An 18,175-nucleotide genomic window follows, 5' to 3' on the forward strand; every position below is an offset into this window, starting at 1 on the left:
TTGGAGACGATTCATGGCCAAGACCAACGTGGAAGCAGAACTCGACCAGCCGGACGAGCAACTCGACCGCGCCATCGAAGAATTGCGCGGGGTCCTGCAGGAGGAAGAGCAACGCCCCGATGCGGCGTTCAGGGCCGCCGCGGGCGCCAATTCGAACGTCATCATGAACATTCCCGTCGATGTCCAGATCATCCTCGGCAGCACCGAGATGGCGGTGGCCGACCTGATGGCGCTGCAGAAGGGCTCGACGGTGGCACTCAACCGCCGTATCGGCGAACCGGTCGACGTCGTGGTCAATGGCCGCAAGATCGCCCGCGGCGAGATCACGGTGCTCGAAAGCGATCCCTCGCGCTTCGGTATCAGGCTGACCGAAATCATCGCCGGCACGAAGGGCGCCTAGACATGGCTGGTGGGGCTTGCCGTTTGCAGCGGAGGCGAGGAGCAGCATGACGCCGCTGACGACCTTGACGCGCGCGCAGAAGGCGGCCGCCATATTGGTGGCGATGGGCAAGCCGTCGGCCAGCCGCCTGTTGAAATTCTTCAAGCAGGAAGAGCTGAAGGCGCTGATCGAGGGCGCGCGGCTGCTCAGGACCATTCCGCAGAGCGATCTTGAGCGCATCGTGGCAGAGTTTGAGGCCGAGTTCACCGAGGGTGCCGGCCTGCTCGATTCCGCCGACAGGATGGACACCATCCTCAACGAATCGCTGTCGCCCGAAGAAATGAACGCCATCATGGGCAACAAGAAGCCGGAGGCGGCGCCCGAAGGGCCGCCACCGATCTGGCCCGATCTCGAAAAACTCGAACCTTCCCGGCTGGGCACCTTCCTGGCCGGCGAACATCCGCAGACGGCGGCCATGGTGCTGTCGAAGCTGGCGCCGCAGGCGGCGGCGAGCGTGCTTTTGACGCTGACGAAGGAGATGCGGGGCGAAATCATCAAGCGCATGGTGACGATGGCCAATGTTCCAGCCGTCGCCACCAGGATCGTCGAGAACCGGTTGCGCACCAGCGTACTTTCGGAAACCTCGGCCAAGGACACGTCGGCCGGGCAGGCGCGCGTCGCCAGCGTGCTCAACGAGTTGGACAAGCCGCTGCTCGAGGAGGTCATGCAGGACCTGGAAGCCGCCGGCACGCCCGACCTCGATGGTGTGAGGGCAAGGCTCTTTGCCTTCGACGACCTGCCGCTGCTCACCCAGAAGGCGCGCGTGCTTCTGTTCGACGGACTGTCGACCGAGCTTGTCACGCTGGCGCTGCGCGGCACATCGGCGGCACTCGCCGAGGCGGTGCTCTCGGCAATCGGTGCGCGGTCGCGGCGCATGATCGAAGCCGAACTTGGGCAGGGGTCGGAGGGGGTTCCGGCTGCCGACATACAGGCGGCGCGCAAGACCATCGTGACGACGACGATCCGGCTGTCGCGCGAGGGCGCATTCGAACTTCCCGCGACGCAGAACGCCGCCTAGGGTATGTCCGACACCGCCGACAAGGACTCCAAAACCGAAGAGGCGACGGAAAAGAAAGTCCGCGACACCATCGAACAGGGCAAGCTGCCCCATTCGAGGGAAACCGCGATCCTCGCCTCCTTCGTCGCCATACTGGTGTTCACCGTCTTCTATGCCAAGGACGCCGTTATCAACCTCGGCATGTTCCTGTCTATGTTCCTCGAGAAGCCCGAGGCCTGGCCGATGAACACCGAGACCGACGTCATCGATCTCTACAAGATCGTCATGCTGGAAGTGGGCCGCGCGGTCGTCAGCCTGCTGGTGCTTTTGACCGTCGCCGGCATCGGCGCCTCGGTGCTCCAGAACATGCCGCAATTCGTCGGCGACCGGATCAGGCCGCAGCTGTCGCGCATTTCGATCACCAAGGGCTGGAACCGGATGTTCGGTGCCCAAGGCTGGGTCGAGTTCCTGAAATCCCTGGCAAAGGTCGGCTTCGCCATTGCCGTGCTCACCTTCACGCTGTCGGAGGATCACCGCAAGCTGCTTGCCGGGATGATCACCAATCCGGTCGCTTTCGGCCTCGTCATCCGCGGCATCGCGGTCGACATATTGGTGGCTATCGTCTTCGTCATGGGGCTGATCGCGGCGATCGACATTGTCTGGTCGCGCTTCCACTGGAAGCAGGACCTGCGCATGACCAAGCAGGAAGTGAAGGACGAGTTCAAGCAGTCCGAAGGGGACCCGATCGTCAAGTCGCGGCTGCGCTCGCTGGCACGCGACCGCGCGCGCAAGCGGATGATGACGGCGGTGCCGCGCGCGACGCTGATCATCGCCAATCCCACCCACTTCTCGATCGCGTTGAAATATGTGCGCGACGAGGATTCGGCGCCGCTCGTGGTGGCCAAGGGCCAGGATCTGGTGGCGTTGAAAATTCGCGAGATCGCGAAGGAGCACAACATTCCGATCTTCGAGGACGTGACGCTCGCCCGCTCCATGTACAAGCAAGTTTCGGTCGATAATGTGATCCCGTCGCAATTCTACCAGGCCGTCGCCGAACTGGTGCGGATCGTCTACTCGAAAAAGGCTGAGCGCAGACAGATTTCATGAACCGCCAACCACATGCAAAATCCCGCGAGATCATCGTCGCCAGCGCCATCGAGCAGGTGGTCGGCGAACTCAGATTGATCGATGTCGCCGACTACATCGCTTTCATCCGGCTGGAGCATTTCGCCTGCCTTTCGGATCTGGTCGATTCAGCGGTGGAGCTGTTCTTCATGCCGGGCACGCTCAAACTCGGCCATGGCGGCGAGGCGCATGTCGACTGGAGCGGCAATCCGCGCATCGTGCTCGACCTGGAACTCAGGCCGCCCGGTGTGACCGTCTATTTCCAGCTGACGCTGAGCGAGGCCGGCAATTCGGTCGCGGTCAATTACGTGTCGTTCGAAAAGCCGGGCGAGGACCCCGAGCACAATACGGCGCTGCTGGAGGCGGTGATTGAACAGGCTCGGATCCGCAAGGTCGAGCCAATGGCCTTCTGAACGCCCTGTCAGGCGGCAGCTGTCACTCGATCAAGCCCAGCCGCAGCGCCTTGGCGACCGCCTGGTTGCGGTTGACGGCGTTGAGCTTCTGCGTCGACTGGGTCAGATACTGGTTGGCGGTATGCACCGACAGCTTCAGGAGCCGCGCGATCTCCTCGCTGGTGTTGCCGTTGGCGGTCAGCTTCAGGCATTCGAGTTCGCGCTTGGAGATGGCTCGCATCCTGCCGGCGTCGCTCGGACGGATACGTGCGACAGCGGCGAACAAGGAAAAGCAGCGGGCGTGGATTTCGTAGAGCGCATCCTGCGGCAGCACGATCTCCGATCCCAGGAAGACGACAAGGCCGCACTGACCGCGATCGGCGTGGACGGGAAAGGCAATGCCGCTGGTGCCGGGCGCCAGGGGAGATATCTGCGCGGTCCAGGCAAGGTTGCCGAACATTTCGGCCATGGCCGCGACGCCGTCATCCGTCCACCAGCGTGGCTCCGTCGAGTTGTGGGTGTGGCGCACGAGCTCCTCGCCATTGGCGCCCGAGATGAACTTCGTCGCCACGGCAATGCCGGGATAGTCGGAATCGAAGCACGGCACCAGCCGCGCCCGTTCCGGCGACGGGCTGACGAAGTACAGGCCGAAGGCGGAGGCGTTGATGTCGACTGATACCCAGCGGCAGCGGCGCACGGCATCGGGAATGGTGACGGCGTGATGTGTCTCGGAGCTGAGCGAGAAGGCGCCGAAGGGGCTGCGCTGCTGGTTGAAAAGGGCCTCCGCGGCATCCTTGATGTCGGCGTGTTTCAAATGATGCCACTCCTGATCGCCGTGGCGATGGCCATCGCACGGTTGCTGGCCGCGAATTTCTGGATGGCGTGGGTGATGTAGCTGTTGACGGTGTTGGAGGAGACGCCAAGGATGACCGCCACCTCATCGGTGGTCTTGCCTTCCGAGACCCAGAACAGGCATTCGCGCTCGCGATCGGACAGCGGATCCTGCATGGCGGCGGCGGCGATCAACTGCGGGATATGCGAGAGCGCGTAGCAGCATTTCAACTGCGCCTTCATCAGCGCCGGCTGGTCGATATGGCCTGATGTCGCCGCCGAGAACAGGGCGAACAGACGCTGGCGGCCGACATTGAGCCGCAGCGAATAGATCTCGGCATGGCCGAGCGCGTCGAGAAGGCGAGCCTCTTCGCCGGAGACCAGCCCGTCGGCGTCGGGCGCCTCGGCGGCCACCAGCGGTCTAGGCCGGATGCCGGGCGCGACTGTGAGGACCCCTTGGGCAAGGCTGGCGATCAGCCGCTTGCCGATCAGTTCGATGGCGTCGAAGATCCAGTTCGAGGAGACGATGCGCGCGTCGTTGCGGTCCTGGTCGTGGACGATCGCGACGAGCATGTAGCTGTCGGCGCCGATCTCGGCGGTCAGCTCCATGAAGAAGCTGGTCAGATCACCGCGCGACGTCAGGCGCGAGCCCAATGTGTCGGATTGAAGAAGCGCGGCGGAACTGCTCATTTGCTGCTTTTGGCCGGAATCGTTTCTGCCGTCCGGATGCTGGAGGCCAGCCGCCGAACCCGAAAACGCGTTACTTTTACGAGACACACACGAGGCGCTGGGTCGCGCCCAATCAGACGGAATCCATTCAGGGAACGCGAAGACATCCGCGTCTGGCGCCGGAAAATTCCGGAACGTGAGACTTTGGGTGGCCGCCGCGCCCCCCGAGGACCGGCTGATTCGGGTCTAATCTACCCGCAGATGAATCCGACATCAAACGCGATTTGACAAAATCGAATCCGGCGGACTCGCCTGCGACTCAGGGACCGACTTTCGCGGCCTTCGCGCTTGTGAAAATAGCGGGACCGCGCAGGCCGGCCATATCCGCGCGCTGTCGGTTGCGATAGATTCGCAAGCGCCGAAGGGGTGGGCACCTTCGGCATTGGAGTTCGTAGCTGCATCATGGCCGCGGTCGTTCGCGGCAATGCCATGCGGGCTCCTGGCATCTTTTGTTTCGGGGGAAACGATGAGCGATTCATTTCGGGAAGTTACTTCGGTCTCGTGGTTCGGGCGAATCAAGCGCGCGGTCGGCGGGGTCATCTTCGGCCTGCTCTTGATCGTGCTGATGGTGATCGGGCTGTTCTGGAACGAGGGCCGCGCGGTGCAGACGGCGCGCTCACTGGCCGAAGGCGCCGGCACCGTGGTGTCGATCAACGCCGACAGCGTCGATGCCGGCAATGACGGCAGACTGGTGCATGTCAGCGGGCCGGTGACGGCCGATAGCGGTCTGTCGGATCCGGATTTCGGCATCGCGGCGCAAGGACTGCGGCTGTCGCGTAGCGTCGAGATGTACCAGTGGAAGGAAGAGTCCAAACCCGAGACCACCAAGAAGCTTGGTGGCGGCGAGGAGACGGAGACCACCTACAGCTATTCGAAAGTGTGGGACGACAGCCAGATCGATTCGTCGAACTTCAAGAAGCCGGACGATCATCAGAACCCGCCAATGGCGATCCAGAGCCGCGCCTTCCAGATCCCTGAAGGCAAGCTCGCCGCCTTCGATCTCGACACGCCGGTACTCGACCGCATTGATGGCGACAAGGCGTACTCGCTGTCGGCCAGCCAGTCTGCGGTGATCAAGGCCGCCCATACCGGCACGAAGCCGCTCAGCATCGCCGATGGCAAGATCTACCTCGGCAGCGACAACACGACGCCCGCATTGGGCGACTATCGCATCGGTTACGAACTGGCGCCGCTCGGCGTGGTCAGCATTGTGGCGCGGCAGACCGGCAGCCGTTTCGAGCCGTACCAGACGCAAGCGGGCGATGCGCTGCTGATGGTCGATGCCGGCAACGTGCCGGCCGACAAGATGTTCGCCGAGGCCGTGAGCGCCAACACGTTGATCACCTGGCTGCTGCGCGCCGCCGGCCTTTTGCTGCTGACCATCGGCTTTGTCCTGTTCCTCGGCCCGATCGGCGTGATCCTCGACGTCATCCCGTTCCTGGGCAGCATGGCGCGGATGGGAACCGGCATCATCGCCTTCTTCCTGGCTGCCCTGGTCGGCACGACGACGATCGCAATTGCCTGGTTCTGGTATCGGCCGGTTCTGGCGGCAGGCATACTGGCGGCCGGCGTCATCGCGGCGGCGGCGGTCTATTATCTCGGCCGCTCACGCAAGGCAGCCGCGCCGATGGCCGCGCCGAGCGCCGGTGCCGCAACGTAGCTTGCAAAAAAAGGCTGATATGCCGCCCTTTTTCGTCGTGCCTGTTGTCCTCTCTTGGCTTGTGCTCTTACCGGTCCTCGAACCCGGTCAACACGCCGACGGCGTTGATGCCGATCTCCTCGACGGCATAGCCGCCTTCCATGACGAACAGGGTCGGCAGGCCGAGCCTGGCGATGCGGCGACCGATCTTGGGATAGTCGGGGCTTGTCAGCTTGAACTGGCTGATCGGGTCCTTCTCGAAAGTGTCGACGCCGAGCGACACGATAACGATGTCGGGCGCGTAGGCGGTGAGCCTGGCGCAGGCATCCTCAAGCGAGGCGTTCCAGGCGTCCCAGCCGGTGCCGAACGGCATGGGATAGTTGATGTTGAAGCCTTCGCCGGCGCCGGTGCCGCGTTCATCCGCATGGCCGAGGAAGAACGGGTATTCGACCATCGGGTCGCCATGCAGGTTGAGGACCTGCACGTCGGCGCGGTCGTAGAAGATTTCCTGCGTGCCGTTGCCATGGTGGTAGTCGACATCGAGGATGGAGATGCGTTTGGCGCCCTGGTCGAGGAACCACTGCGCGGCGACGGCGGCGTTGTTGACGTAGCAATAGCCGCCCATGAAGCCGGCGCCGGCATGATGGCCCGGCGGGCGGCAGAGCGCGAAGGCCGACCTCTCGCCGCCCTTGACCAGGCCGGCCGCGGTCAGCGCCACGTCATAGGACGATTTGATCGCGGCCCAGGTGCCTTCGACGAAGGTGGCGCCGGCATCGAAGGAATAGTAGCCGAGGAGCGCATCGATACGCTTCGGCGGCACGTCGCCGCGCAGGCCGCGGGTCGGCCAGGTGAACGGCATGGCCGTGCCCTCGTGACCGGAAGCCACCCATTGCGGCCACACCGTCGGCAGGAAGTCGATATAGTCTGATTTGTGGATGCGCTTGGCGGCGGCAAGATCGTGCTCGAGCGGCCGGATGATCGGACCGAGCTTCTCGCTTTCGACCCGCGCCCTGATGAATTCGGCCCGCGAGGGTTTTTCAAAACCCGGCACGATGGCCGAGGTGACCAGTTCCATCTGGCCGGCATGGCCAGCATGAAGCGGCGAATAGACAGTCTTCATGAAATTCCTCTCGAAATGCGCAATCAGTCAAGGTTGAGATAGGGGCTCACCAGAGCCAGCCACATGGCTTCGACATCGTCCTCGATGAGGTCGAATGTCCTGCGATCTCTCTTCAGTCCGACCAGCCGGCAGGCGTGCCCGACCTCCATCATCACAAGGCCAAGCCGCCTGGCGATCTTGTCTTCGAGAGCAGGGTTCACATGCCGCAGCCAGGCGGCGTAGAGCGCGATGATCTGCTCGTCATATTCGTCCTGGATAGGCCTGAGATCGGCGTTGCCTGAAATGGCCTCGATCACCGGCATCAGGGTGGCGTTTTCGAGATAGATACTGGACGTGTCGACAAAGAGCTTGCGCACTTCGCGCCGGAACTCTTCGCGGTTGGCGGGCCGGGGGGCCTTGATGCGCCTCTCGATCACCTCGGGAAAGGAGGACAGCCAACGCCGGGCGAGGTCCAGAAGAATGGCTTCCTTGTTGGGAAAGTATTGATAGACCGAACCGACCGACAGGCCCGCGCGCTGCGCGATGGCGAGCGTCGTCGGCGTCCTGGTTCCTTGCTCCCGCGTCAAGATCAGCGCCGCGTCGAGAATCCGGTCGACCACCTTGCTCGACCGTTGCTGTCGCGGCTGCTTGCGCGGCTCGAGCGCTATCCTGGTTTTGCGGTCGAGACTGCGCTTCACTGCTCGATGTCCTCGTTCCCCGCTTGGTCTGAACCCAGGCGCAGGGGGCTGTCCACAATACATTCTAAATTCCGCATGTTGACAAACGCGAATAATCAGTCGCATTCTTTATCCACGCTGTCCCCAGGGATAACAAGGGGAATTTCGAAGGCAGCGGGCTGGCATCGTTTTTTGTTCCGTGGCGCCGCTCCGGTGGAGTGGCAGGTCGTTGAGCTCAGGGCTGTCGGTCTCAGTCGGTCATCAAGAGCGCGGAGTCGCGATGTCTGTTGCGGGTGCGGATCGCAATGCGGATCTGATCGTCATCCATGGTCGTGTGCTGACCATGGACGGTGGCAATCCCGTAGCCGAGGCCGTTGCCGTCAAGGACGGCGCGATCATCGCCGTTGGCAGTCGCGCCGCAATCGAAGAGCTAAAGGGAACGGCCACACAGGTGATCGACGCCAAGGGCGGTTCGGTCCTGCCCGGTTTCATCGAAGCCCACATGCATCTGTTCTCGGGAGGGGCCGAGCTCGCGCATCTTCAGCTTGGCGGTGTCCATGGCTTCGAGGCGCTGAAAAAGGCGATCCGCGAGTATGCGTCAACCAAGCCCGACGCAAAGATGCTGGTCGGGCAGGGCGTCGACTATACCGTGCTCGGCGACGAGCGGGTGACGCGCCACCATCTCGATGCGATCCTGCCGGATCGCCCGTTCTGCATGGCCGCGCCCGATCACCACACGATGTGGGCCAACACAAAGGCGCTGGAGATGGCCGGCATACTGCATGGCCGCGCGCTGGGTCCGGGCAATGAAATCGTCATGGGCGATGATGGCCTGGCAGCGGGCGAACTGCGCGAGGGCGAGGCCTTCGGTCCGGTGCTCGATCTTGCCGGAGAGGGCCGGGTGCGGCTGGGGCTGGCGACCGGCGGCGAGCCGGATCCGATGCCGTCGGCCGCCGAACGCGCCGCCGACCGCGACATCATGCGGCGCGGCCTCGCCTGGTGCGCGCGTCACGGCATCACCTCCATCCAGAACATGGACGGCAATCTCTACCAGCTCGAATTGCTGGCCGAGATCGACGCCGAGGAGGGCTTGCCCTGCCGTGTGCAGATACCCTTCCACTACAAGAATTTCATGACGCTCGACATGCTCGACAAGGCAACCGTCATGACCGAGCGCTACAACAGCGAGTGGCTGTCATCGGGCATGGTCAAGGTGTTCTATGACGGCGTGCTCGATTCCTGGACGGCTGTGATGATCGAGCCTTATGCCGACCGTCCGGACTGGGTCGGCGAGCCGCTGTTCACACCGCAGCAATTCATCGATCTCGCCGTTGCCGTCGACAGGCGTGGACTGCAGATCGCGGTGCACTCGATCGGCGATGGCGCGGTGCGTGCGGTGCTCGACGGGTACGAGGCGGCGCAGAAGGCCAATGGCAAGCGCGACAGCCGCCATCGCATCGAACACATCGAGGTCACCACCACCTCGGACGTGCCGCGCTTCGCCGAACTCGGCGTCATCGCCTCGATGCAGCCGCCGCACCCGCCCGGCGCCATGGATTTCCCGCTAGAGCCGACCGTGTCGCGCATCGGGCCGGCCCGCTGGCCGCTGAGCTATGCCTGGCGAACCCTGAAAAATGCCGGCGCGCATGTCGTTTTCGCCTCGGATTGGCCGGTGTCGCCGATCGATCCTATCCTGGGCATTCAGGCGGCAGTGATGCGCAAACCATGGGCAGACAGCGACCCGGACCAGAGTTTTTCGCTGTGGGAATCGCTTGCCGCCTACACGGTCGAGGGCGCCTATGCCGAATTCGCCGAACACCGAAAGGGCACGCTGAAATCGGGCTATATGGCCGATCTGGTGGTGCTGTCGGCCGATATAGAGAAGACGGCGCCGGCCGATCTGCACAAGGTGCGCCCGGTGACAACGATTTGCGGCGGCAAGATCACCTATCAGGCCTGACAATGGCATGAGGCTTGCTGGCTAAAGACGGACTGAACTGTGATTCAATGCCGGGCTTGCCAACCTACCGGGCGTGTGGTCACATCGAACAGGGGAACAACTCCGCCAGCAAGAGCGGGGTCAACAGTGAGGCGTAATCGTGCCGGACAAACCGGATCGGAATGCGATTGAAGTAGTAAACGTCAGTAAAATCTTCGGATCGGGTGAGGGGCAGGTCGCCGCCCTCGACAAAGTGTCTGTATCCATTCGCGAGAACGAGTTCTTCACGCTTCTGGGACCGTCCGGCTGCGGCAAGACCACCCTTCTGCGGCTGATCGCCGGTTTCGACTTTCCAACCGCCGGAGAGATCCTGCTCTACGGCCAGGACATCGCGCCGCTGCCGCCCTTCAAGCGGCCGGTGAACACCGTCTTCCAGTCCTACGCGCTGTTCCCGCACATGACGGTTGCCGACAATATCGGCTTCGGCCTGGAGATGCTCGGCAAGCCCAAGGGCGAGATCAAGGCACGCGTCGCCGAAATGCTCAAACTGGTCAAGATGGAGGCGCTTGCCGGTCGCCGCACGGCCCAGATTTCCGGCGGCCAGCAGCAACGCGTGGCGCTGGCCCGGGCACTGGCGCCGCAGCCGAAAGTGCTGTTACTCGATGAACCGCTCTCGGCACTCGACTACAAGCTGCGCAAGGAGATGCAGATCGAGCTGAAGCGGCTGCAGCACGAGACCGGCATCACCTTCATCTTCGTCACCCACGACCAGGAAGAAGCGCTGACCATGTCGGACCGCATCGCGGTGATGTCGTCGGGCAAGATCCTCCAGGTCGGCTCGCCCTGGGATATCTACGACAAGCCGGCGGAGCGCTTCGTCGCCGACTTCATCGGCGAGACCAACTTCCTCACCGCCGCCATATCGGGCGTCGAGAACGGCAAGGCGCGCGCGACGCTCAAATCCGGGGCGACCATCGAGGCGACCGTCGCCGAAGGGTTCCAGCCGAAGGACAACGCCACCGTGGTGGTGCGGCCCGAGCATGCCAAGCTGACCAAGGACAAGGGAGACGTGTCGGGCACGGTCGAAAACATCGTCTATTTCGGCACCGACACGCATATCCATGTCCAGCTCGACAGCGGCGACACCTTCACGGTGCGCCAGCAGAACACGCGCAGCGCGGGCTGCGGTTTCGAGCGCGGCGACAAGGTCGGCATCCTGATCGGCAACGACGCCGCGCAAGTGCTGAGGGACTGATGGCCAGCGCGGAAGAAGTCGCCAAGGCAGCGGAACGGCGCGATGTCCGTGACCGCTGGCTTTTGTCAGCGCCGGCGCTACTGGTCATCCTGCTCGCCGCGACCGGCCCGTTGCTGATCGTGCTCGTTTACTCGTTCCTGACGCCCGGCGCCTATGGCGACGTGAAATGGCAGTTTTCGCCCGACGCCTGGATATCGGTGTTCATGGAACGTGACATTTTCGACGATACGCTTTCAGTCGCGGTAGCGCATGTCACCATCTTCTGGCGCTCGATCAAGCTTGCGGTTGTGACGACGCTGGCCACCTTGGCGCTCGGTTTCCCGACCGCCTATTTCATGGCGACGCGCAGCGAGAAGACCAGGGATCTCTGGCTGTTCCTGATCACCATCCCGTTCTGGACCAACCTCCTGATCCGCACCTTCGCGGTGCTGCAGATCATCCGCAACGAAGGCATCATCAACACGATCCTGCTCAAGCTCGGCATCATCTCGGCGCCGATCCAGATCCTCTATACCGACACCGCGATCCTGATTGGCATGGCCTATGTCTACCTGCCGCTGATGGTGCTGCCGATCTACGCCAGCATGGAGAAGCTCGATTTCCGCCTGGTCGAGGCCGGCTACGATCTCTACGCGACGCGCTTCAAGGTGCTGCGGAAGATCATTTTCCCGCTCGTCAAGCCCGGCGTCATTGCCGGCTCGATCCTGGTCTTCATTCCCGCACTCGGCGCCTATGTGACGCCGGTCGTGCTCGGCGGCGGCAAGAACATGATGTTGTCCAACCTGATCGAATTGCAGTTCGGACAAGGCCGCAACTGGCCGCTTGGCTCGGCGCTGTCGATCACGGTGATGGTCATCGTCATGCTGGCGTTGCTTGCCTATGTGCGCAACGCCGGCAGGTCAGGGGTGCGTCATGGCTAGCAACTTCTCCATCAAGCACCAGCCGGGCTTCACGGCGATCGCGGCGACCTGTTTCGTCGTGCTCTATTTGCCGATCATCGTGCTGGTCGCCTACGCCTTCAACGCGGCGAGCTCGACATCCGAATGGGGCGGCTTTTCGCTGCGATGGTTCCAGTCGGCGTATCAGAACACGCAGGTCATCGACGCAACGCTGCGCTCGTTCCAGATCGGTGCGATCGCGGCGGTGCTGTCGACCATCTTCGCCACGATGGCGGCACTCGCCACCACGCGCACCGCCCCCTATCCCGGGCTCACCTTCAAATACGCGGCAATCAACCAGCCGCTGATGGTGCCGGAGATCGTCACTGGCGTGGCGCTGCTGATCTTCTTTTCGCGCATCAAGATCTTCACCGGCTATTCCGGCCTCGGCTACCTGATCGCCGCGCATACGGCGTTCTGCATCCCGTTCGCGTATCTGCCGATCCGGGCCCGGCTGGAGAATATGGACCTGACGCTCGAGCGCGCCGCGGCCGATCTCTACGCGACCCCGTGGAAGACCTTCCGCCGCATCACGCTGCCGCTTTTGTGGCCCGGTATCCTGGCCGGGCTGATGCTGGCCTTCGTCATCTCGCTTGATGACGTCGTCATCACCGAGTTCGTCAAATCGGGCGGCCAGGACACGCTGCCCACCTACATGCTCGGCCAGATCCGCCGCGGCGTCACACCCGAGATCAACGCGATATCGACCGCCTTCCTGCTGCTTTCGGTCGCGATCGTCACGTTGTTTTTCTTCGTCAGCAGGAAACGAGACTGAACCTGAAATGGGAGTTAGACCTATGAACTGGAAGACAATGGCGACCGCCATGGGGTTGGCGCTGCTCGCTTCGACGGGCCTTGCCCGAGCCGAGGGCGTGCTCAACATCTACAATTGGGGCAACTATACCAGCCCCGATGTGATCAAGAAGTTCGAAGACAAATACAAGATCAAGGTGAGCATCACCGACTACGATTCCAACGACACCGCGCTCGCCAAGGTCCGGCAGGGCGGCACCGGTTTCGACATCGCCGTGCCGTCGCAGACCTACGTGCCGATCTGGATCAAGGAAGGCCTCCTGCTCGAGACCGATCCGGGCAAGATGGAGAACTTCAAGAACGTTGCGCCGGAATGGGCCAATCCCGAATTCGATCCGGGCCGCAAATATTCGGTGCCGTGGGCCTGGGGCACGATCGGCGTCGTCGTCAACACCGATGCCTACAAGGGGCCGGCCGATACGTGGGGCATCGTCTTCAACACGCCCGACGAGCTGAAGGGCAAGGTCAATGTCGTTCCCGAGATGAACGATGTCATCTTCGCGGCGATCAAGTATGTCGGCGGCCAGCAATGCACCGACGACAAGGCGGTGCTGAAGAAGGTGCGTGACCTCTTGGTGGCGGCCAAGCCGAACTGGATCGCGATGGAATACAACACCATCGAGAAGATGGGCGCCGGCGACTTCAAGGCAACCAGCGACTGGAACGGCTCGGCACTGCGCCAGCGTCTGGCCAATGCGGCCATCCATTACAACTATCCGAAGGAAGGCTTCGGCCTGTGGAGCGACAACGTCGTCGTTCTGAAGGAAGCCAAGAACGTCGAGAACGCCAAGCTGTTCCAGAACTTCATCATGGATCCGGAAAACGCGGCCGGCCTCTCGGCCTTCCACCGCTACGCCAACGCCATCACCGGCTCCGACAAATACATGCCGGCCGACATGAAGGACGCGCCGGAAGTCGTCATTCCGGCCGACGCCAAGCCGAAAGGCGAATTCCAGAAGATGTGCGCGCCGGAAACGCAGGAACTCTACACCAAGATCTGGACCGAACTGCAGAAGTAATCGCTGCGTGCCAGACCCGGCGGCACGCAGCCGGGTCTGTTCCTTTCCGGGAATGGCCTTCATGGACTCCTATCGCAACAGCGATCCGCGGCCGCCGATCATGCAGGGCTCGCCGCCCGCCATGATGCCGCCGAAGCTCGACTGGGACCGGCCGCCATGGAACCGCTGGGCGTTCCAGCACATCCGGGAAATCCTGCCGACCGCCGAAGTCTGGCGCGGCAATGGCCATCGCCATCGTCTCGAACGTGCGGAGCTCGACCTCGACGGATTGCCGGTCGAGGACAGCGAGGGCCGCCCCTCGACGCTCGCCGCGCTGCTCGACGAGACCTACACGGACGGCTTCCTGGTGCTCAAGGGCGGCAAGGTTGCCTATGAGCGCTACTTCAATGGCATGGACGAGCGCACGCTGCATCTGTCACAATCGATGGCGAAGTCCGTCACCGGTTCGGTGTTCGGCATCCTGATCGATCGTGGTCTGATCGACCCGGCTCTGCCAGTGACCACCTATCTGCCGGAGCTTGCAGCCACAGGCTGGGCCGGCGCCAGTGTCCAGCATGTGCTCGACATGACCACGGGCGTGCGTTTTTCCGAAGAGTATACCGACCGCTATTCCGACATCGGCCAGGTCGATGTCGCCACCGGCTGGAAGCCGGTGCCGCCGGGCAGCGATCCGGGTTTCCGCTGGCCCTCGCACATGTTCGAGCTGATCCTCGGCTTGAAAGACACTGTTCGCCCGCATGGCGTCAGGTTCGAATACCGCTCGATCGAGACCGACGTGCTTGCCTTCATCATGGAGCGCGTCACGGGCAAGCGGCTGGCGCAGCTGGTTTCCGAAGAACTCTGGCAAAAGCTCGGCGCCGACGAAAGCGCCTGCTTCACCGTCGACAGCGCCGGTTATGCGGTGGCCGATGGCGGCTTCAACGCGACGCTGCGCGACTATGGCCGTTTCGGCCAGCTGATCCTCGACAATGGCCGCGGCATCGTTCCGGCGGACTGGATCGAGGCGACACGCAACGGCAAGCATGGTCCTGATTTCTCCCCGAGCCTGCCTGAGGGCAGCTACCGCAACCAGTTCTGGATCGAGGATCCCAATTCGCGCGCGCTGATGTGCCGGGGCGTGTTCGGGCAGATGATCCATATCGACTGGAACACAGGAATGGTCGTGGTGAAGCTTTCGACCTGGCCGGATTTCAGCAATCTCGCCTACTCCATGGCCACGCTGAAGGCCGTTCACGCCATCGCCGCCGCACTGCTCTAGGCCCCCACAAGAAACGACCCGGAAGGAAACGCCATGACCGGCAAGACCGCGTTCGAGATTCGCTACGGCTTCCGCCGCAACGAGGTGCTGCTTTCCAACTGGCGCGAAAGCCCGTTCAACAGATGGTCGTTCCAGAACCTTGGCGAACTGGTGCCCACCGCGCGTGTGGCCGCGGCATCGGCTGGCGCCGAGGCACCCGCGAAGGATTTCGGTGATTTGCTCGGCGAAAAGGTTTCGGTGGCCAACACGCCGGAGACGGTGGCCGAATTCCTGGTGCGCTCCAGCACCGACGCGATGACGGTGATGAAGGGTGGCAGGGTGATCGGCGACTGGTTCGCACCGCACATGGATTTCGGCGCCCGCCACATCATCTTCTCGATCAGCAAGTCGGTGACCGCGATCATCGCCGGCATATTGGAAGGCGAGGGGGTGTTCGATCCGGAAGCGCCGGTGGCGACCTACATTCCGGAAGCGGCCGGCTCGGCCTATGGCGATGCCAGTTGCCGCCACGTGCTCGATATGAGCGTCAGCCTCGATTTCGAGGAGGCCTATCTCGACCCGGAAAGCGCCTTTGCCCGCTATCGCCGCGCCACGCTGTGGAATCCGGGTGGCGGCACGGAAAGCCTGTGCGAATTCATCCTGACCTTGCAGCGGCTTGCCGAGCCGCACGGGCAGACCTTCCGCTACCGTTCGCCCAACTCCGACCTGCTCGGCCTGCTGTTGGAGCGGGCGTCCGGCCAGCGCTTCAGCGATCTGATGCGCGAAAAGCTGTGGCTGCCGCTGGGCGGCGTCAGCGAGGCCTCGATCGGCGTCGACATGGAAGGCACGGCCCGCACCGCCGGCGGCATTTCCGTGACGCCGCGCGACCTGGCACGGATCGGCGAAATGATGCGGCAAGGCGGCACGGCCAATGGACGCCGTGTCGTGCCGGAGGCCTGGGTGCGCGATACGACGGTCACGGGCGGCAGTTCCGAGGCCTGGCAGCGCGGTGCCATGCAGCCGCTGTTCCCGAAGGGCCGCTACCGCAACAAATGGTATCAGACGGGCTTCGAAAACGGCGCCTATTGCGGCATCGGCATTCATGGCCAATGGCTCTATGTCGATCCGAAGGCGGAGGTGGTCATCGCCAAGATGTCGTCGCAGCCGGTGCCGGTGGATGATCCGCTCGATCTAGAGCTCGTCGCTTTCTTCGAGGCGCTGAGCCGGATGGTCTGACCGTCGGGCGCAATTGCGTTGACGCATGCTTTCCTGTGGACCGGCCGCGGCGGGTGAAAACGTCGCGGTTGGCGGGACGGTCGTGTGCGCCTATGGTCGCCGCTCTTTCGACAAGAGCAGGACCAATATGGCATCCGACATCAAGCGCATCGCAGCCATCATCGCCGCCGAGATCAAGGCCCGGCCCGAACAGGCGGCGGCGGCGATCGAATTGCTCGACGAGGGCGCGACGGTGCCGTTCGTGGCGCGCTATCGCAAGGAGGTGACCGGCGGGCTGGACGACACGCAGCTGCGCGACCTTGCCGAGCGGCTCGCCTATCTGCGCGAACTCGACGCCCGCCGTGACACCATCCTCGGCTCGATCCGCGAGCAGGGCAAGCTGACCGAGGAACTGGAGACCAAGATCGCGGCGGCGGCCACAAAGGCGGAACTCGAAGACATCTATCTGCCCTACAAGCCGAAGCGCCGGACCAAGGCCGAGATTGCCCGCGAGCGTGGGCTGGGGCCGCTCGCGGAAGCCATTCTCGCGGATCGCTCACTTGTGCCCGCCGAACTGGCACTCGCCTATGTCACCGGAGAGGTCGCCGATGCCAAAGCGGCTCTTGAAGGCGCGCGCGACATCCTGTCGGAACAGTTCGCCGAAAATGCCGATCTGGTCGGCAAGCTGCGGGCCTACATGAAGGAACGCGCTTTCATGCGTGCCCGGGTTGTCGACGGCAAGCAGGAGGCGGGCGCTAAATTCTCCGACTATTTCGACCATGTCGAGCGCTGGGCAAACGTGCCGAGCCATCGCGCGCTGGCCATGCTGCGCGGCCGCAACGAAGAGGTGCTGTCGCTCGACATCGAGGTCGATGCCGACGATGCGTCGCCGGTGAAACCGGTCGAACGGATGATCGCCAACGCCTACGCCATCGGCGGCAGCCTGCTCGGCGACCGCTGGCTGATGGACGTCGCCGGCTGGACCTGGCGCATCAAGCTTTCGCTGCACCTGACGCTCGATCTGATGCGCGATCTGCGCGAGCGGGCCGAGGAAGAGGCGATCCACGTCTTCGCCCGCAATCTCAAGGATTTGCTGCTCGCCGCACCCGCTGGGTCGCGGCCGACCATGGGGCTCGATCCCGGCATCCGCACCGGCGTCAAGGTGGCCGTGGTCGATGGCACCGGCAAGCTGGTGGCGACGACGACGGTCTATCCGTTCCCGCCGAAGAACGATGTGCGCGGCACGCAGGCCGAACTCGCCAAGCTCATCCGCGTGCACAAGGTCGAGTTGATTTCGATCGGCAACGGCACCGGCAGCCGCGAGACCGAAAAGCTGGTGGCGGACATGCTGTCCGACATGCCTTTCGACGGCGGGCCGAAGCCGCTCAAGGTTATCGTCAGCGAGGCGGGCGCCTCCGTCTATTCGGCTTCAGCGACGGCGGCGGCGGAATTCCCCGGCCTCGACGTGTCGCTGCGCGGCGCCGTGTCGATCGCGCGGCGATTGCAGGATCCGCTGGCCGAACTGGTCAAGATCGAGCCGAAATCGATCGGCGTCGGCCAGTACCAGCACGATGTCGACCAGTATCGGCTCGGCCGCTCGCTGGAGGCGGTGGTCGAGGACGCGGTCAACGCGGTCGGGGTCGATCTCAACACCGCCTCGGCGCCCCTGCTGGCGCGGGTGTCCGGTCTTGGCGCATCGCTTGCCGACGCCATCGTCGCGCATCGCGATGCGACCGGCCCCTTCGCCAGCCGCAAGGACCTTCTCAAGGTGTCGCGGCTGGGGCCGCGCGCATTCGAACAATCCGCGGGCTTCCTGCGCATCGCCAATGGC

At 63.4% G+C, this 18,175-nt stretch carries 17 protein-coding genes; 13 read left to right on the forward strand and 4 right to left on the reverse strand.

The annotated features are described in order from the left end of the window. Positions 1-13 precede the first annotated feature (13 nt). Genes fliN through C1D09_RS30750 form a run of 4 tightly spaced genes read left to right on the forward strand, consistent with a single transcriptional unit; the run spans position 14 to position 2,974 of the window. On the forward strand, positions 14-400 hold the full coding sequence (fliN, locus tag C1D09_RS30735; RefSeq protein ID WP_143977703.1) for a flagellar motor switch protein FliN: 387 nt from the start codon (positions 14-16) through the stop codon (positions 398-400). 46 nt (positions 401-446) lie between these two features. Then, the gene (locus C1D09_RS30740; RefSeq protein ID WP_143977704.1) at positions 447-1,457 is read left to right on the forward strand and encodes a flagellar motor switch protein FliG; all 1,011 of its coding nucleotides are present in this window, start codon (positions 447-449) and stop codon (positions 1,455-1,457) included. A gap of 3 nt (positions 1,458-1,460) precedes the next feature. Beyond that, positions 1,461-2,543, forward strand: coding sequence for a flagellar biosynthesis protein FlhB (gene flhB / locus C1D09_RS30745; RefSeq protein WP_143977705.1), 1,083 nt, complete (start codon positions 1,461-1,463; stop codon positions 2,541-2,543). Next, complete coding sequence (locus C1D09_RS30750) at positions 2,540-2,974, forward strand: hypothetical protein (protein ID WP_143977706.1); 435 nt, start codon at positions 2,540-2,542, stop codon at positions 2,972-2,974. Before flhB ends, C1D09_RS30750 begins: the two co-directional genes overlap by 4 nt. Positions 2,975-2,996: 22 nt before the next feature. Here C1D09_RS30750 and C1D09_RS30755 read toward each other — a convergent pair whose 3' ends face one another. Beyond that, positions 2,997-3,767, reverse strand: a complete 771-nt coding sequence (locus tag C1D09_RS30755; protein WP_143977707.1) for a helix-turn-helix transcriptional regulator — start codon at positions 3,765-3,767, stop codon at positions 2,997-2,999. Continuing rightward, positions 3,764-4,474: a helix-turn-helix transcriptional regulator gene (locus tag C1D09_RS30760; protein ID WP_143977708.1), complete on the reverse strand. Its 711-nt coding sequence runs from the start codon at positions 4,472-4,474 to the stop codon at positions 3,764-3,766. Before C1D09_RS30760 ends, C1D09_RS30755 begins: the two co-directional genes overlap by 4 nt. 505 nt (positions 4,475-4,979) lie before the next feature. Between C1D09_RS30760 and C1D09_RS30765 the strand changes: the two genes are divergently transcribed. Next, the gene (locus C1D09_RS30765) at positions 4,980-6,173 is read left to right on the forward strand and encodes a TMEM43 family protein (protein WP_246135942.1); all 1,194 of its coding nucleotides are present in this window, start codon (positions 4,980-4,982) and stop codon (positions 6,171-6,173) included. 67 nt (positions 6,174-6,240) lie between these two features. Here the strand turns inward: C1D09_RS30765 and C1D09_RS30770 are convergent, their stop codons facing one another. Both C1D09_RS30770 and C1D09_RS30775 read right to left on the reverse strand, forming a co-directional pair. After that, on the reverse strand, positions 6,241-7,272 hold the full coding sequence (locus C1D09_RS30770) for a histone deacetylase family protein (protein WP_143977710.1): 1,032 nt from the start codon (positions 7,270-7,272) through the stop codon (positions 6,241-6,243). A gap of 23 nt (positions 7,273-7,295) precedes the next feature. Then, a complete protein-coding gene (locus C1D09_RS30775) occupies positions 7,296-7,949 on the reverse strand; it encodes a TetR/AcrR family transcriptional regulator (protein ID WP_143977711.1) in 654 nt (217 codons plus the stop codon). 259 nt (positions 7,950-8,208) lie between these two features. On the opposite strand from C1D09_RS30775, the gene C1D09_RS30780 reads away from it, so the two are divergent. From C1D09_RS30780 to C1D09_RS30815, 8 genes are all read left to right on the forward strand, one after another. After that, the gene (locus C1D09_RS30780; RefSeq protein ID WP_143977712.1) at positions 8,209-9,888 is read left to right on the forward strand and encodes an amidohydrolase; all 1,680 of its coding nucleotides are present in this window, start codon (positions 8,209-8,211) and stop codon (positions 9,886-9,888) included. Positions 9,889-10,027: 139 nt separating this feature from the next. Continuing rightward, positions 10,028-11,122, forward strand: a complete 1,095-nt coding sequence (locus C1D09_RS30785; protein WP_143977713.1) for an ABC transporter ATP-binding protein — start codon at positions 10,028-10,030, stop codon at positions 11,120-11,122. Continuing rightward, entirely contained in the window at positions 11,122-12,042 is a 921-nt protein-coding gene (locus C1D09_RS30790; protein WP_143977714.1) for an ABC transporter permease, read from the forward strand. The genes C1D09_RS30785 and C1D09_RS30790 overlap by 1 nt, the downstream gene beginning before the upstream one ends. After that, positions 12,035-12,835, forward strand: a complete 801-nt coding sequence (locus C1D09_RS30795; RefSeq protein ID WP_143977715.1) for an ABC transporter permease — start codon at positions 12,035-12,037, stop codon at positions 12,833-12,835. The genes C1D09_RS30790 and C1D09_RS30795 overlap by 8 nt, the downstream gene beginning before the upstream one ends. Before the next feature lie 22 nt (positions 12,836-12,857). After that, positions 12,858-13,892: an extracellular solute-binding protein gene (locus C1D09_RS30800; RefSeq protein ID WP_143977716.1), complete on the forward strand. Its 1,035-nt coding sequence runs from the start codon at positions 12,858-12,860 to the stop codon at positions 13,890-13,892. Between the two features lie 61 nt (positions 13,893-13,953). Then, complete coding sequence (locus C1D09_RS30805) at positions 13,954-15,150, forward strand: serine hydrolase domain-containing protein (RefSeq protein WP_143977717.1); 1,197 nt, start codon at positions 13,954-13,956, stop codon at positions 15,148-15,150. Positions 15,151-15,183: 33 nt separating this feature from the next. Further along, positions 15,184-16,365 carry a serine hydrolase domain-containing protein gene (locus tag C1D09_RS30810; protein WP_143977718.1) on the forward strand — a complete coding sequence of 394 codons (1,182 nt, stop codon included), beginning with the start codon at positions 15,184-15,186 and terminating at the stop codon, positions 16,363-16,365. 127 nt (positions 16,366-16,492) lie between these two features. Further along, on the forward strand, positions 16,493-18,175 hold a 1,683-nt coding region (locus C1D09_RS30815), incomplete at its 3' end, for a Tex-like N-terminal domain-containing protein (RefSeq protein ID WP_143977719.1).

Origin of the sequence: Mesorhizobium intechi (genome assembly GCF_002879535.1) — a bacterium.
GTDB classification, from domain to species: domain Bacteria; phylum Pseudomonadota; class Alphaproteobacteria; order Rhizobiales; family Rhizobiaceae; genus Mesorhizobium; species Mesorhizobium intechi.

What these genes read in the sequence shown, in the direction of transcription:
- fliN (WP_143977703.1), top strand. Translation starts at nt 14, where the DNA reads ATGGCCAAGACCAACGTGGAAGCAGAACTCGACCAGCCGGACGAGCAA.
- C1D09_RS30740 (WP_143977704.1), top strand. Translation starts at nt 447, where the DNA reads ATGACGCCGCTGACGACCTTGACGCGCGCGCAGAAGGCGGCCGCCATA.
- flhB (WP_143977705.1), top strand. Translation starts at nt 1,461, where the DNA reads ATGTCCGACACCGCCGACAAGGACTCCAAAACCGAAGAGGCGACGGAA.
- C1D09_RS30750 (WP_143977706.1), top strand. Translation starts at nt 2,540, where the DNA reads ATGAACCGCCAACCACATGCAAAATCCCGCGAGATCATCGTCGCCAGC.
- C1D09_RS30760 (WP_143977708.1), bottom strand. Translation starts at nt 4,474, where the DNA reads ATGAGCAGTTCCGCCGCGCTTCTTCAATCCGACACATTGGGCTCGCGC.
- C1D09_RS30765 (WP_246135942.1), top strand. Translation starts at nt 4,980, where the DNA reads ATGAGCGATTCATTTCGGGAAGTTACTTCGGTCTCGTGGTTCGGGCGA.
- C1D09_RS30770 (WP_143977710.1), bottom strand. Translation starts at nt 7,272, where the DNA reads ATGAAGACTGTCTATTCGCCGCTTCATGCTGGCCATGCCGGCCAGATG.
- C1D09_RS30780 (WP_143977712.1), top strand. Translation starts at nt 8,209, where the DNA reads ATGTCTGTTGCGGGTGCGGATCGCAATGCGGATCTGATCGTCATCCAT.
- C1D09_RS30790 (WP_143977714.1), top strand. Translation starts at nt 11,122, where the DNA reads ATGGCCAGCGCGGAAGAAGTCGCCAAGGCAGCGGAACGGCGCGATGTC.
- C1D09_RS30795 (WP_143977715.1), top strand. Translation starts at nt 12,035, where the DNA reads ATGGCTAGCAACTTCTCCATCAAGCACCAGCCGGGCTTCACGGCGATC.
- C1D09_RS30800 (WP_143977716.1), top strand. Translation starts at nt 12,858, where the DNA reads ATGAACTGGAAGACAATGGCGACCGCCATGGGGTTGGCGCTGCTCGCT.
- C1D09_RS30805 (WP_143977717.1), top strand. Translation starts at nt 13,954, where the DNA reads ATGGACTCCTATCGCAACAGCGATCCGCGGCCGCCGATCATGCAGGGC.
- C1D09_RS30810 (WP_143977718.1), top strand. Translation starts at nt 15,184, where the DNA reads ATGACCGGCAAGACCGCGTTCGAGATTCGCTACGGCTTCCGCCGCAAC.